General features: G+C 60.4%; 15 protein-coding genes and 5 tRNA genes. 12 read left to right on the top strand and 8 right to left on the bottom strand.

The features are described from left to right. The first annotated feature begins 44 nt into the window (after positions 1–44). The 4 genes from V6607_RS28510 (at position 45) to V6607_RS28495 (ending at position 459) form a co-directional block, all read left to right on the top strand. Positions 45–120, top strand: a tRNA-Asn gene (locus V6607_RS28510). 10 nt (positions 121–130) lie between these two features. Continuing rightward, positions 131–207, top strand: a tRNA-Pro gene (locus V6607_RS28505). 5 nt (positions 208–212) lie between these two features. Next, positions 213–288: transfer RNA gene (locus V6607_RS28500), tRNA-Lys, on the top strand. A gap of 94 nt (positions 289–382) precedes the next feature. After that, positions 383–459, top strand: a tRNA-Pro gene (locus tag V6607_RS28495). A 192-nt stretch (positions 460–651) separates the two neighbouring features. On the opposite strand, the gene V6607_RS28490 is transcribed toward V6607_RS28495, so the two are convergent. The 3 genes from V6607_RS28490 to V6607_RS28480 form a co-directional block, all read right to left on the bottom strand. After that, positions 652–1,950 carry an NAD(P)/FAD-dependent oxidoreductase gene (locus V6607_RS28490; protein WP_134327334.1) on the bottom strand — a complete coding sequence of 433 codons (1,299 nt, stop codon included), beginning with the start codon at positions 1,948–1,950 and terminating at the stop codon, positions 652–654. Between the two features lie 60 nt (positions 1,951–2,010). Next, complete coding sequence (locus V6607_RS28485) at positions 2,011–2,184, bottom strand: DUF3094 family protein (protein WP_010174986.1); 174 nt, start codon at positions 2,182–2,184, stop codon at positions 2,011–2,013. Positions 2,185–2,273: 89 nt separating this feature from the next. Beyond that, complete coding sequence (locus tag V6607_RS28480; protein ID WP_008437312.1) at positions 2,274–2,903, bottom strand: DUF1780 domain-containing protein; 630 nt, start codon at positions 2,901–2,903, stop codon at positions 2,274–2,276. Between the two features lie 102 nt (positions 2,904–3,005). On the opposite strand from V6607_RS28480, the gene V6607_RS28475 reads away from it, so the two are divergent. The 3 genes from V6607_RS28475 to V6607_RS28465 all read left to right on the top strand — a co-directional run bounded on the left by V6607_RS28475 (position 3,006) and on the right by V6607_RS28465 (position 4,440). Further along, on the top strand, positions 3,006–3,473 hold the full coding sequence (locus tag V6607_RS28475; protein WP_134327333.1) for an FAD/FMN-containing dehydrogenase: 468 nt from the start codon (positions 3,006–3,008) through the stop codon (positions 3,471–3,473). Next, on the top strand, positions 3,470–4,159 hold the full coding sequence (locus V6607_RS28470; RefSeq protein ID WP_003215915.1) for an energy-coupling factor ABC transporter permease: 690 nt from the start codon (positions 3,470–3,472) through the stop codon (positions 4,157–4,159). Before V6607_RS28475 ends, V6607_RS28470 begins: the two co-directional genes overlap by 4 nt. A gap of 65 nt (positions 4,160–4,224) precedes the next feature. Continuing rightward, positions 4,225–4,440, top strand: coding sequence for a hypothetical protein (locus V6607_RS28465; protein WP_003215917.1), 216 nt, complete (start codon positions 4,225–4,227; stop codon positions 4,438–4,440). Here V6607_RS28465 and yacG read toward each other — a convergent pair. Genes yacG through V6607_RS28445 form a run of 4 tightly spaced genes read right to left on the bottom strand, consistent with a single transcriptional unit; the run spans position 4,437 to position 7,337 of the window. Further along, a complete protein-coding gene (gene yacG / locus V6607_RS28460; RefSeq protein ID WP_003215918.1) occupies positions 4,437–4,637 on the bottom strand; it encodes a DNA gyrase inhibitor YacG in 201 nt (66 codons plus the stop codon). The two genes, V6607_RS28465 and yacG, sit on opposite strands and share 4 nt — an antisense overlap. Then, positions 4,634–5,257, bottom strand: coding sequence for a dephospho-CoA kinase (coaE, locus tag V6607_RS28455; RefSeq protein WP_008437307.1), 624 nt, complete (start codon positions 5,255–5,257; stop codon positions 4,634–4,636). The genes yacG and coaE overlap by 4 nt, the downstream gene beginning before the upstream one ends. After that, entirely contained in the window at positions 5,254–6,120 is an 867-nt protein-coding gene (locus tag V6607_RS28450; protein WP_134327703.1) for an A24 family peptidase, read from the bottom strand. The genes coaE and V6607_RS28450 overlap by 4 nt, the downstream gene beginning before the upstream one ends. A gap of 8 nt (positions 6,121–6,128) precedes the next feature. Further along, positions 6,129–7,337 carry a type II secretion system F family protein gene (locus tag V6607_RS28445; RefSeq protein ID WP_134327332.1) on the bottom strand — a complete coding sequence of 403 codons (1,209 nt, stop codon included), beginning with the start codon at positions 7,335–7,337 and terminating at the stop codon, positions 6,129–6,131. A 201-nt stretch (positions 7,338–7,538) separates the two neighbouring features. On the opposite strand from V6607_RS28445, the gene V6607_RS28440 reads away from it, so the two are divergent. The 4 genes from V6607_RS28440 (at position 7,539) to V6607_RS28425 (ending at position 10,002) form a co-directional block, all read left to right on the top strand. Next, positions 7,539–7,952 carry a pilin gene (locus tag V6607_RS28440; protein ID WP_087694624.1) on the top strand — a complete coding sequence of 138 codons (414 nt, stop codon included), beginning with the start codon at positions 7,539–7,541 and terminating at the stop codon, positions 7,950–7,952. An 86-nt stretch (positions 7,953–8,038) separates the two neighbouring features. Continuing rightward, positions 8,039–9,448 carry an O-antigen ligase family protein gene (locus V6607_RS28435; protein ID WP_134327331.1) on the top strand — a complete coding sequence of 470 codons (1,410 nt, stop codon included), beginning with the start codon at positions 8,039–8,041 and terminating at the stop codon, positions 9,446–9,448. Between the two features lie 39 nt (positions 9,449–9,487). Next, positions 9,488–9,560 (top strand) — tRNA-Thr (locus tag V6607_RS28430). A gap of 136 nt (positions 9,561–9,696) precedes the next feature. Further along, the gene (locus V6607_RS28425) at positions 9,697–10,002 is read left to right on the top strand and encodes a DUF6388 family protein (protein WP_008437299.1); all 306 of its coding nucleotides are present in this window, start codon (positions 9,697–9,699) and stop codon (positions 10,000–10,002) included. Between the two features lie 134 nt (positions 10,003–10,136). Here the strand turns inward: V6607_RS28425 and nadC are convergent, their stop codons facing one another. Then, positions 10,137–10,985 carry a carboxylating nicotinate-nucleotide diphosphorylase gene (nadC, locus tag V6607_RS28420; protein ID WP_008437288.1) on the bottom strand — a complete coding sequence of 283 codons (849 nt, stop codon included), beginning with the start codon at positions 10,983–10,985 and terminating at the stop codon, positions 10,137–10,139. Between the two features lie 282 nt (positions 10,986–11,267). Here nadC and V6607_RS28415 point away from each other — a divergent pair, with 282 nt between their 5' ends. Further along, positions 11,268–13,427: a DUF1631 domain-containing protein gene (locus V6607_RS28415; protein ID WP_134327330.1), complete on the top strand. Its 2,160-nt coding sequence runs from the start codon at positions 11,268–11,270 to the stop codon at positions 13,425–13,427. The last annotated feature ends 57 nt before the right edge of the window (positions 13,428–13,484 follow it).

Here is a 13,484-nt window from a genome sequence, read left to right as displayed (position 1 = left end):
AGAGAAGGTAACATGCAACAACGTAACACTTTGAAATACGTAGTTCCGTGATAGCTCAGTCGGTAGAGCAAATGACTGTTAATCATTGGGTCCCAGGTTCGAGTCCTGGTCACGGAGCCAATTTCAAAACCGGGGTATAGCGCAGTCCGGTAGCGCGCCTGCTTTGGGAGCAGGATGTCAGGAGTTCGAATCCCCTTACCCCGACCATATTTGGGTCGTTAGCTCAGTTGGTAGAGCAGTTGGCTTTTAACCAATTGGTCGTAGGTTCGAATCCCACACGACCCACCATTTTTGAGACCAGTTAACGCTGGAATCGAATCTTAAGATCAGAGGCCAAAAGCGCTGATCGAAGAAGGCGACTGAGAGGTCGCCTTTTTTTTACCGGGGTATAGCGCAGTCCGGTAGCGCGCCTGCTTTGGGAGCAGGATGTCAGGAGTTCGAATCCCCTTACCCCGACCATATTAAAAATCCTCGTATCGAAAGATACGGGGATTTTTTTTGTGCGCGGAATCCTGGCCTCACCACAAAACAAATGTGGGAGCGGGCTTGCTCGCGAAAGCGGTGTGTCAGTCAGTGCATCTGGCACTGAACCACCGCTTTCGCGAGCAAGCCCGCTCCCACACTCACCGAGTCCTATCCCGGAACGTGCTGTCAGTGCAGTTTCAGGCGCGGCTCGGTCCCTCGCCCGATCTTGCTCCCCAGCATCAGCATCGCCGTGCGGAAGAAGCCATACAGCGCCATCTGGTGCATGCGATACAGCGACACATAGAACATCCGCGCCAGCCAGCCTTCCAGCATCACGCTGCCCGTCAGGTTGCCCATCAAGTTACCCACCGCCGAGAAGCGCGACAGCGAGATCAGCGAGCCGTAGTCGGTGTACTTGTACGACGGCAGGTCCTTGCCCTCGATTCGCAGTTTCAGCGACTTGGCCAGCAACGATGCCTGCTGGTGAGCTGCCTGGGCCCGTGGCGGCACATTGCGATCGGTGCCGGGTTGCGGGCAAGCGGCGCAATCACCGAAGGCGAAGATATTTTCGTCGCGAGTGGTTTGCAGGGTCGGCAGCACCTGCAGTTGGTTGATACGGTTGGTTTCCAGGCCGTCGATGTCCTTGAGGAAACCCGGCGCGCGAATCCCGGCGGCCCAGACCTTGAGGCTGGCCGGGATTACCTGGCCGCTGCTGGTGATCAGGGCGTCGGCCGTCACCTCACTCACGGCGGAGTTGGTCAGGACGGTCACCCCGAGTTTCTCCAGGGTTTTGTGCACAGGCCCGCCGATCCGCTCCGGCAGGGCAGGCAGCACCCGTGGGCCGGCTTCGATCAGGGTGATGTGCATGTTTTCCGGCTTGATCTTGTCCAGGCCATAGGCGGCCAGTTCATGTGCGGCGTTATGCAGCTCGGCGGCCAGCTCGACGCCGGTGGCACCGGCGCCGACGATGGCGACGCTGATCTGCTCTATCACGTCCGTCTGCCCGGCATGGGCGCGCAGATAGTGATTGAGCAATTGCTGGTGGAAACGCTCAGCCTGCTTGCGGGTGTCGAGGAACAGGCAGTGTTGTGCCGCGCCTTCGGTGCCGAAGTCATTGGTGGTGCTGCCGACGGCGATCACCAGGCTGTCGTAGCCCAGCACGCGCGCGGGCACCAGTTCCCGGCCTTCCTCGTCGAGGGTGGCGGCCAGCTGGATTTTTTTCTGCTCGCGATCAAGCCCGCTCATGCGCCCCAGCTGGAACTCGAAGTGGTTCCATTTTGCTTGGGCAACATAATTGAGTTCGTCTTCCGAAGAGTTCAGCGAGCCGGCCGCCACCTCGTGGAGCAAGGGTTTCCAGATGTGGGTGAGGTTGGCATCCACCAGGGTGACGCTGGCGATGCCGCGCTTGCCCAGAGTCTTACCCAGGCGGGTAGCCAACTCCAGGCCGCCGGCGCCGCCGCCGACGATAATAATACGATGAGTCATGGGGATATCTCGCAAGGCTAAAGGAAATCGGTGCAGTTACCCGAACGAGCGCCAGGCAGCTCATAGCGTCAGGTAACTCAAAAGGCGGCTCAGCAAACCCAGGCCGATCACTGCAACCAGCACCACGGCAAGGAGCAGCCAGGGCCGGAAAGGCTTGCGCTCGACTTGGTTCTGGGACAGTTGCAGGTACTCTTCGACATGCTGTTGGTCGTCGGGGTTCAGGCGGCTGGTCATAAAGGCCTCGTCAGGTAGACGTTGCTGAAGGGCGCCACGTTACAGTCGGGTGATTGGCGGCATTGCCTGAAGCATAGTCGCCAACCCGATCACAGGCTGATGCCCACATCGAACACTATGCTGCGCCCCAGATTGTTGCGCAAGAAGTCCGGTGCGTCCGGGTGCGCGAACAGTACGCGGGCGAAGGTCGGCCCCACGAGGGACAGCGAGCGCCAGCCCTGGCGCAGGTACTCGGTGGGAGGAGGGAAGTGACTGTTGAGGTCCAGTACTTCGCGCTTGAGGCTGGCGAAGGCGATGAGGTCCAGCTCCCCCAGGTCCATCCCGCGCTCTTTATAGTTGTGGGCCTTCTTGCGCAGGGTGGGCGCCAGGCGCAACAGGAATTCGTGGGCGGGAATGCGCCGGGGCTTGGCTTCTCGCCGAACCAGTTGGCTCAGGGAAAACGCGCTGCGCCGCCGCAGCAGTTCGTCACGCCATTCATCGTTCAGGCGCCGGCCTTCATCGAGTACGAAAAACACTTCGAAACTGGCGTCGCGAAACAGCACGTCCGGCGGTTCTTGCCCGGCGGCGTGGAATTCTTCGGCGCGATAGGGCACGTTCAAGCCTTGCAACAGGCGCTGGCAGACCCAACGCTCACGCTCCCATTTGCGGGCATTGGACAGGAACGCGTTGGCTTGTTCGGCCGCTACGGTGAGCAGGCGCAAATAATCTGAGTCATCCATGTCACCAGCTTAGCGTCCAAATGATGACCGCAGGAAGTCCTGCGTCAAAAGGTCGGTGTAGACTGGCCACTCGACAGTTTCCCGTGGCATGAGGAGTATGCAGTGAAGGGTTTTGTGGTGCTGTTCTTGAGTCTTTTGCCCGTGTGGGCCCACGCCGTCGAAGTGGGTGAGCGCGTTGCACCCTGGACGTTGCTTGATCAGTTCGACCAGGCCTACACCCTGGATGACCAGGCGCAAACCTTGCTCGTAGCGCGCAGCATGGACGCCGCCAAGATCGTCGATGCGGCGCTGCAGGGCCAGCCCAAGGGTTACCTGGAGGCTCGGCATGCGGTGTTTCTCGCCGATATCCAGCGCATGCCCCGGCTGATCGCGAAGATGTTCGCGGTGCCGGCGATGCAGGCCTACAACTATCGCGTCATGCTCGACCGCGATGCTCGTGTTACCCCGCGCTATCCCGCACCTGTGGATAAAGTGCTGTGGCTGCAACTGGATCACGGGACGCTGGTGGCGCAGCACGAATACGACTCCGCCGCTGAACTGCGCCAGGCCCTGGAGCAGGTGCAGCCGTGATCAGTGCAGCGGTGCTGGCGCCGGAAACCCTCAGCATCGGCTGGCTGCTGTATGCGCCGGTGGTGATGTGGGCGCTCCTGCGTTCGCCGTGGGTCGAGCTGTTTGCCGACCGCCGACGCCAGCACTTGCTGTTCGGCACCGTATTCGCACTGTTCATGTTGTGGTTGGTGCGCCGGGATTTCGACACTGGGGTGTCCTACCACTTCATCGGCATGACCGCCGTGACCTTGTTGCTCGATTGGCCCCTGGCGATCGTCGGAGGCTTTGCCGCGCAAATCGGCCTGGTGTTGCTCGGCCGCCAGGACCTGGCCGCCGTGGGGATCAACGGCATGCTGCTGATCCTGTTGCCGGTGCTGGTCACCGAAGGATGTGCGCTGCTGGTGGAGCGGGCGAAGCCACGCAATCCCTTTGTGTATATCTTCTGTTCGGGCTTTTTCGCCGCCGCACTGTCGGCCTTGCTGTGCCTGCTGGCAGGCCTGGGGCTGCTGTGGTTCGATGGCCGTTTTGCGATGCCGGAATGGATCGAGGATTTTGTCGGCTACTTGTGGCTGATCATTTTCCCCGAGGCCTTTATCAACGGCATGGTGATCAGCGCCCTGGTGGTGTTCTGCCCCGAGTGGCTGGAGACATTCAACCGCACTCGCTACCTCTCGGCGCCCTGGAAGGATGACGATCCGCGGCCTTGATCCAGGTCAAATGCCGCAAACGCAAGTGGTCGCATGCTCTGCAAAATTTCCAGGAGCACGGAATCATGAGTGTGTACGAGTGGGCACGGCAGGAGTTACGCAGAAGCCAGGACGCGGCGCAGGAAATCGGCTTTGACCCGGGCTTGACCCTGCGCGCCATGCTCAGTGCGGTGGTGCAGCAGAGCAAGGGCGTGCGCAGTTTTGAAGACCTGGCCGACGAGCTGCAGTACCTTGCAGAGAATCTCGACGACCAGCAGGACTATGGCTTTATGCGGCCTTAGTGTTTGGGCTGAAAGTCTTCGGAGAACAGGTCGTCCTCGGCGTCCGGACTGACCGGGATCTTGTGTTCCTCGGACGCCCAGGCGCCCAGGTCGATCAGTTTGCAACGGTCCGAACAGAAGGGACGGTTGACGTTTTCTGCTTTCCATTCCACAGGTGCGCCGCAGGTTGGGCATTCGACGTTCAAGGGTTGGCTCATGATCGGCCTCCACGCAAAGTAAGGTAAAAGTGGTGCAGTCGCTCGACCTCGGCGTGCAGCCGGGCCAGGTCCTGGTCATTGACCAGCACGTCATCGGCATGGCGCAGGCGGTCTTCACGGGTGGCCTGGGCCTTGAGAATCGCCTGCACCTGCGCTTCGCTGATGCCATCGCGTTGCAGGGTACGCTGTATCTGCAACGATTGCGGCACGTCGATCACCAGCACCCGCTGGGTCATGGTGTACTGGCCGGACTCGATCAGCAGCGGTGACACCAGGATCGCGTAAGGCGATTGTGCACGCGCCAGGTGGCTGCGAATCTCCTCGGCGATCAGCGGGTGCAGCAACGCCTCCAGCCAGCGGCGCTCGTCGGGCACTTCGAAGATCAGCTTGCGCAACGCGCCGCGGTCCAGTTGCCCGTCAGGCTGCAGCACACCCGCACCGAAATGCCCGGCAATCTGCGCCAGGGCAGGGCGCCCGGGTTCGACTACCCAGCGCGCGGCGTGGTCGGCGTCAATCAAGTCCACGCCAAGCCGGACGAAGTGTTCGGCGGCCGCGCTTTTGCCACTGCCGATGCCGCCAGTGAGGCCAAGAATCCAGGGTGTTGCGACAGAAGTGGTCATCTGAAACCGACAGACTGCAAATAGAAGTCGGTTATTTGACCACCCCAGAGCAATGCAATCCAGCCGGCAATTGCCAGATACGGACCAAAAGGCATTGGAGTGGATGCCTGGGCTTTGCGCAGGCGCAATAGAATCAGGCCTCCCATCCCACCCACCAGGGAAGACAGCAACAGCGTCATCGGCAGGATCTGCCAGCCGCCCCAGGCACCGAGCATGGCCAGCAGCTTGAAATCCCCGTGCCCCATCCCGTCCTTGCCGGTAATCAGCTTGAACACCCAGAACACCGACCACAGGCTCATGTAACCGGCTACCGCGCCCCACAGCGCATCGTGCAATGACACAAAAACGCCAAAGCTGTTTAGGATCAGGCCCAGCCAGAGCAACGGCAGCACCAGCACATCCGGCAGCAGTTGGTGGTCTGCATCGATCAGGCTCATCGCCAGCAAGCCCCAACTCAACAACGACACCGCTCCGGCTGCCCAGCCAAAACCGAAATGCCAGGCGACAACCGCCGAGATCAGCCCGCACGCCAGTTCAGTGATGGGATAACGCGCGCCAATAGATTGATGGCAACTTGAGCAACGTCCCTTGAGCAGTACATAACTGAGCAGCGGAATATTCTCCCAGGGGCGAATCGGGTGGTTGCAACGCGGGCAGCAGGAGTTTGGGTGCATCAGGTTATAGGGCGCGGCGACAGGCTCGGCGGGAAGGCCCAGTACTTCATGGGCCTGGGCTCGCCATTCACGTTCCAGCATCTTCGGCAGGCGCCATACCAGCACGTTGATAAAACTGCCGACAATCAAGCCCAGCAGCAACGCGCCTGACACAAACACCCACGGCTGATAAACGAGGATCTCAGTCAGTGGCGTGCTCAAAAGGCTGTACCGAGTTGAAAGATCGGCAGGTACATGGCCAGCACCAATGCCCCGACGATGCCGCCGAGTACCACCATGATCAGCGGCTCCATGAGGCTGGTAAGGTTGTCCACCAGGTTATCGACGTCAGCCTCGTAGTGGCAGGCGACTTTTTCCAGCATGTTATCGAGGGTGCCCGACTCCTCGCCGATAGCCGTCATCTGGATCGCCATGCCTGGAAACAGGCCGCTTATGGCCATGGATTCATTCAGCTGGATTCCGGTTGCAACGTCGTGCCGCATACGATTGATTGCCTGTTTGAACTGCCCGTTACCCGTGGCGCCGGCCACGGAATCCAATGCCTGCACCAATGGAACGCCCGCCGCAAAGGTGGTCGAGAGCGTGCGAGCATAGCGGGCGACCGCCGATTTTTTCAGCAGTGTGCCTGCCACGGGAGCTTTCAACAAACTGGCATCGAGCCAGTGGCGAAAGCCTGTGGACGAGCGATAGGCTTTGCGCAGTCCTGCGAAACCGGCACCCGCGGCCAGGGTCAGCATCCACCAGCTTTGCTGCATGAACTCCGACAGGCTGATGACGCCCAGGGTAAAGCCCGGCAGTTGTGCATCGACGCCGGCAAACAACCCCTGAAACTGCGGCACCACGTGAATCAGCAGGATTGCGCTGACAGCGGTGGCGACTGCCAGTACCGTCACGGGATAGGTCATGGCCTTCTTGATTCTGGCTTTCAGCTGTTCGCTTTTTTCCAGGTGAATGGCCACCCTTTCCAGCAGCGCTTCGAGTGCGCCCGCCTGTTCACCCGCCGCAACCAGGTTGCAGTACAGATCATCGAAGTAGCGTGGGTATTTCTGCAAGGCGACAGCCAGGCTGCTGCCGGCGGCGATCTCCTGCTTCAAGCCTTGTACCAGCACCCCCATATGCCGGTTGTCGAAGCCCTCGGCGATGATATCCAGCGCCTGTAAAAGTGCGATACCAGCCTTCAGCAGCGTCGCCAATTGGCGGGTGAAGAGGGCGATCTCTGCCGGTTTGACCGGCAGGGCGAGGCTCGGCCAACCGGCGAATTTCTTGCGTACGCGCCCAGGATTGATACCTTGCTGGCGCAGCAGTGCCTTGATCAGGGCGGGATTGTGACCGCGGGTTTCTCCGGATACCTTGCGCCCTTTGCGGTTGACGCCTTCCCAGGCATAGATCGCTGAAACATCATTCATTTCACGGTTCCGCACACAGACAGTGGAAGATTTATAGCTTAGTCAGGTGACGGATTCGGGCAGGCTCGCCGTGAGCGAAAAAATGTCAGTTTGTGCGTCTTGTTCAGCATTGGTTGCGCGGGGGTGAGTACACTGGCGCGGTTGCCGAGACGGGGTGCAGGATGCGCCTCGCGAAAGGTTTTATTCTGGAGAGTGAATGTGATGCGTCAGAAAGGTTTTACCTTGATCGAATTGTTGATCGTCGTGGCAATCATCGGCATTTTGGCCACCATCGGCCTGCCCATGTACACCAAGCACCAGGCCAAGGCCAAGTTCACCGCAGGGCTGGCCGAAGTCTCCGCGTTGAAGGCGGGCTTTGAAGACACGCTGAACCAGGGGACGCCACCGACCCTGGCGTTGATTGGCGGGACCAGCCCAACGGCCAACTGCAAGATTGACGTGACCGGCGACATCGCCACCGGTGCTGGCACGATTGCCTGTGAAATCCTCGACGCACCCGCGCCGGTCCTGGGCAAGATCATCACCTTGACCCGTAGCGCCACAACCGGCTGGAAGTGCACCACCACGGCAGAAGACCAATACGCCGCTAAAGGTTGTGCTTCCGGCGGCGCGTGATCATCAGGTCGTCTACTGTTTACGCAGCAAGGAAGAGCGTGTGTGTAAACCGCTCTACGCCCATCACAAGGAAGTAGAGGTTGCCGATGACGTCGTCTGTCCAGCAGCGGGGGAACATATTCCTCGTCGTGGTTATGTGTCTGCTGATGCTGGCTATCTGCGCGCCGTTCAGTAGTCATGACTGGCAACGTGCGGTGCAGATATCCGTGGGGCTGTGTGCGGTGGTGTATGGGCTGTGCTTGCCACGGGCAGAGCGATGCGTAGACAGGTCGACAGCGCTCGGGGTGTCGCTGATCGGGGGCGCGGGGCTGGTTTCGGCCCTGTTGGCCCACCAGCCACTCTGGGCGTTGACCGAGCTGGCGCTGCTCATCAGTTGTTGCGCCACTGCTGTGGCTTTCAGCCGGGCCAGGCGCAATGGGGATGAGTCCCTGGATCGTGTATTGGTCCTGTTCGTATTGCTGCTGTGCATGGTTAAAAGCATTCAATATCTGCACGCCGGGGTCCTCGCCTTCACCAGCGGCGAAGCAATCGTGAATACCGATTTGCTGTTGTCCGGGTTCTCCAATAAACGTTTCTACGGTCAGTTCCAGACCTTCACCCTGCCGCTGCTGGCGCTTCCCTTGCTGGTTTCAAACGTCGCTCGTCCAGCGCGGGGCGCAGTGTTCGCCCTGCTGTGTGTCTGGTGGTTGATCGCGATCGGTGGCGGTACCCGCGGCACCTGGCTCGGTATGGGCGCTGCCGGCTGCGTCCTGATGTTCCTGGGGCCGCAGGGGCGTCGCTGGCTGGCCTGGCAGTTGGCGGCACTGGCCTGTGGGTTAGTGTTGTATTGGTTGGTCTTCACGGTGCTGGCAGGGTACTTGGGGATTGTAATTTCCAATGGTGCCGTAGATCGACTGACCACCAACCTTTCGGGGCGTGGGCCGATATGGTTGCAGGCCTGGAGCATGATTATCGAGCGGCCTTGGCTGGGTTTCGGGCCGATGCATTTTGCCGACATCGCCAATGACATTGCCGCTCACCCTCACCAGGCGATTCTGCAGTGGGCCAGCGAATGGGGCGTACCGTCGACGCTGTGCGTGATCGCGTTGGTTGCGTGGGCGGGTTGGTCAACCTTGGGCGTGTTGCGTGAGCGTGCGTTGTCATTGGCGCCCGTGGACCTGCTGCGCCTGTGCCTGTTTGCCTCGCTGATCGGTGCACTGACCCAGGCACAGGTGGATGGGGTAATCGTGATGCCGGTGTCGCAACTCTGGCTGGCGCTGGTGGTTGGCTGGCTGATGGGATTGCATGTGTGGCGCGTTCCATCGGTCGCCCCGGTACCGGCGTTGTACAGGGTGTGGATGGCCGCGAGCGTCGTGGCCGTGGGCTTGCTGGTGTTCGTCGCGATTCGTGATGTGCCCCGACTCACGGAGCGCAGCGAGCACTACATGGGCCTGAGTAACGGTCACCTGCAGCCACGCTTTTGGGTGCAAGGTGTGATTGCCCTCGAAATGCAGTGAGTTGCCGGACGTCCAAGGCAGTGCTAGCTTTAGCCCACCGCCCGTGTAGCTCAGCCGGTAGAGCAGCGCACTCGTAACGCGAAGGTCGCAGGTTCGATTCCTGTCTCGGGCACAAAGGCAACACAGTTTTCAGATGATCCCAGAATGGTTCTGAAGGCCAGACGAACCGGTATTCATGCCTGTTCTTTTGTATCTGCGCGACCTTGATGACCCAGATGCATCCCCATTCCTCGATCTAAGAGAACGACATGACCACACAAGAAATGACCCAGGAAGCGCGGCACGAAGCAGCCCTCAAAAAGTACGTCGCGGAATCGCCGGAACTGCTGGATGAGATCAAGGACCTGAGCGCCGATGATCAAAGGGACCAGATCCAATGGGCGTTTGAGGATGAGGCCGAGGCCCAGGGCCTGCAGCCATGGGAACTGACCCTGAAGTACACCTCCACCCCCGAAGCGTTCGAGGCGGCGCGCCTGGCTTTGCACAAGGAAGCGGCCGAGGTGTTGGGTGTCGACTGGAACGAGTATTGCGGGATGAACAATCTCGCGATCTGACACAAGTTTAATGTGGCGAGGGGGCTTGCTCCCGCTGGGTTGCCAAGCGACCCCAAAAACCTTTGGAGCGCTGCGCACTCCAGCGGGAGCAAGCTCCCTCGCCACAAAAGCATGCGCTTACATTCAAGGGCGTTTCAGAGACTAAGCCGCATCGACAAATCCACCGCCTTCACATCCTTGGTCATCGCCCCGATGGAGATGTAGTCCACGCCGGTTTCAGCGATGGGCAGCAGGGTGCTTTCGTTGATCCCGCCACTGGCCTCCAGCTTGGCTTTGCCGTTGTTCAGGCGCACTGCTTCGCGCATGTCATCCAGGCTCAGCTCATCCAGCATGATGATATCGGCGCCCGCCGCCAGTGCCTCACGCAGTTCCTCCAGGCTTTCCACTTCGATTTCCACCGGCTTGCCCGGGGCGATCTTGTGGGCGGCGCTGATCGCCTGGGCAATGCCACCACAGGCTGCGATATGGTTTTCCTTGATCAGGAACGCGTCATACAGGCCGATGCGGTGGTTGTGGCAACCACCGCAGGTCACTGCATATTTTTGCGCCAGGCGCAGGCCGGGCAGGGTCTTGCGAGTATCCAGCAGCTTGACCTGGGTGGACGCGACAAAGTCCGCCAGGTATTGGGCGCGGGTGGCAACCCCTGACAACAGTTGCAGGAAATTCAGCGCGCAACGCTCGCCACTGAGCAGCGAGCGGGCCGGGCCTTCGAGGTGAAACAGCGCCTGGTTGGGGCTGACACGTTCGCCGTCGCGCACCTGCCAATGCACCGCGACGCGTGGGTCCAATTGGCGAAACACCGCTTCCACCCAGGCCGTGCCGCTGATGACGGCGGCGTCGCGCGTGATGATCGTGGCCTTGGCCAGGCGTTCGGCGGGGATCAGTTGTGCGGTGATATCCCCGCTGCCGATGTCTTCCAGCAATGCGCGACGCACATTGGCTTCGATTTCGGCGGTCAGGTCGGCTAGACGAAGATTGGGCATAACAGGCTCCACAAACAAAGTGCCTGGATTATAGGGGCAGGGCGGGCCTGAACCCAAGGCAACTGGCACCACGGGTGCGGTGCGCGATGTTCATTTACACGGCAATCACAGAGTTCGCTGGCGCAACAACCCTCATTTGCAAGATAATCTCGCGCCTTGCAATTGGCGTCATAGCTTTGACGTCACGGTGATAGCCCGATTTTCGCAGTGCCCCGGCGTGCTTCGCGCCGTTGCTGCACCGATCCTTCACACAATCGAATACCGCCGTTTCAGGAGGCCAGGATGCACAATGACGGGAAGGTGGTGCCGATCAATAAGGCACGGGCGACGCCATCGCCGCTCGCCCGCCTGCCGGTGGTGTTGCTCCAGGTCCGTGACAAGGCGGCGCAGCAACTCAGGCAGGGACTGCAGGAGCTGTTTGATAACGCCGACGACACCCTGTTCGAAATGGCCGACAAGACCCGCAGTAACGTCGACCACGGTATTTTCTTTGAGGCCATGCGCGACCTGCGCCTCAAGCGCAAGAATTTCGAGCGTGGCTTCATGGAGCAACTCTACGAAGCGTTTGCCAATCTTGGCAACGTGGAGCGCGGTGAGCTGCAACTGATTCCGGTGGTGTCCTACACCGCGGCGCCCGGGGTCTCGGGCGATGAGCTGGAAAAAGCCGTCGCGCTCGAGGCCATGCTGGGCAAGGTGCTGCGCCGTGACGGGCTCGCCCTTGGGCAATTGACAGCCCGACTCAATGCCTTGCTCGACAAACGCCTGGATGATCGGGACAACCCCCTGGGCCCGGCAATGCTGTGCGCGTTTTTTCTGCAAGCAGGACGCAGCCTTGGCGTGGAAATCCGGGTCAAGCTGATCATTCTCAAGCTGTTTGAGAAATACGTGCTCAGTGACGCTGATCTGTTGTACGGCGAAGCCAATCAGTTGCTGATCGCCACCGGCGTATTGCCCGAACTCAAGGCCGTGCCATCGCGGCGCGCCGTCGCCACGGCCGAGTTGCCTGAAGACACCCCGCCGATTGCCGGCCACCCGGCAGACGACAGCGGCCAGGAAGTTTTCGCGGCGTTGCAGGAATTGCTGTCGGCAGTGCGCGGCAGCGTGGCACCCACGCTGGAAGTCAGCGCCGAGACCCAGCCCATCTCCACCCGTGACCTGCTGCGCCTGCTCTCCCATTTGCAGCAATATGTGCCTGAGCCTGAGGTCGAGGACGATTTCGACCTGCGCAACCAGCTTGAACAATTGCTGACCCGGGTCAGCGTCAAGAGCGGCAAGTCTCGGGTGGTGGAGGATGCGGACGAGGATGTGATCAACCTGATCGCCATGCTGTTCGAGTTCATCCTCAATGACGGTACGGTGCCCGAGTCCCTCAAGGCGCTGATCGCCCGCCTGCAGATCCCGATGCTGAAAGTGGCGGTGCTGGACAAGAGTTTTTTCAGCCGCACCAATCACCCGGCGCGACGCTTGCTCAATGAAATCGCTTCGGCGGCCATGGGCTGGAGCCAGCGCGACGATTATCAGCGCGACAGCCTGTACCTGCACATCGAGCAGGTGGTGCAGCGGTTGTTGAATGATTTTGTGGATGATCCGGCAATCTTTTCCCAGTTACTGACCGAGTTCACCGCGTTTACCCATGACGAGCGACGCCGCAGCGAATTGCTGGAGCAACGTACCCGCGATGCAGAAGAAGGGCGCGCCCGTACCGAAATCGCTCGTCAGCGTGTAGCCGAAGCCCTCAATCTGCGGTTGCTGGGCAAAGTACTGCCCGAGGTCGTGGTGCAGTTCCTGCAACAGGCCTGGAGCCAGGTGCTGTTGCTGGCGTGCCTGAAGCATGGCGAGCACTCGCCACAATGGCTGGCCGGGTTGCGCACCATGGACGAGTTGATCTGGAGTGTCGGCCTCAGCGAAGACACCGAAGCCGGCCGGCACCTGCTGGAGCAGTTGCCAGGCTTGCTGAAAGCCTTGCGCGATGGGTTGAGCGGCGCGGCATTCGATCCCTTCATTACCCGGGAATTTTTCACCCGCTTGCAAACCCTGCATGTCCAATCGTTCCGGGGCAGTGCCGAGGAACAACCGTCGCTGTCGCAAGTCGAGGTGCGCGAGGCATTCGTCCTCAGTCCCGCGGCACCGGCCATCGAGGCGAGCCTGCCGGAAGATGATCCCGACCTGCTCAAGGTTCGCCAACTGCGGATCGGTTGCTGGGTGGAATTTCAGGAAGACGCCGAAAACACCCTGCGTTGCAAGCTGACGGCGATTATTGCGCCGGGCAATACCTGTATTTTCGTCAATCGAACCGGCCTCAAGGTATTGGAAAAAAATCCGCTTGAACTGGCCCTGGAGTTCAAGCGCGGCGCGGTGCGAACCCTGGATGATGCGCTGTTGTTCGACCGCGCCCTGGCTTCGGTGATTGGCAACCTGCGCCAACTTCATCGCGCCAAGTGATCGCAACCAGACAGCGGAACGCGGCATACTGAGTCACCCCAGCCTCGTTCAAGGAAC

It is taken from the genome of Pseudomonas sp. KK18 (genome assembly GCF_037094675.1).
Lineage (GTDB): Bacteria > Pseudomonadota > Gammaproteobacteria > Pseudomonadales > Pseudomonadaceae > Aquipseudomonas.
This window is presented reverse-complemented; position numbering and strand designations above follow the sequence as displayed.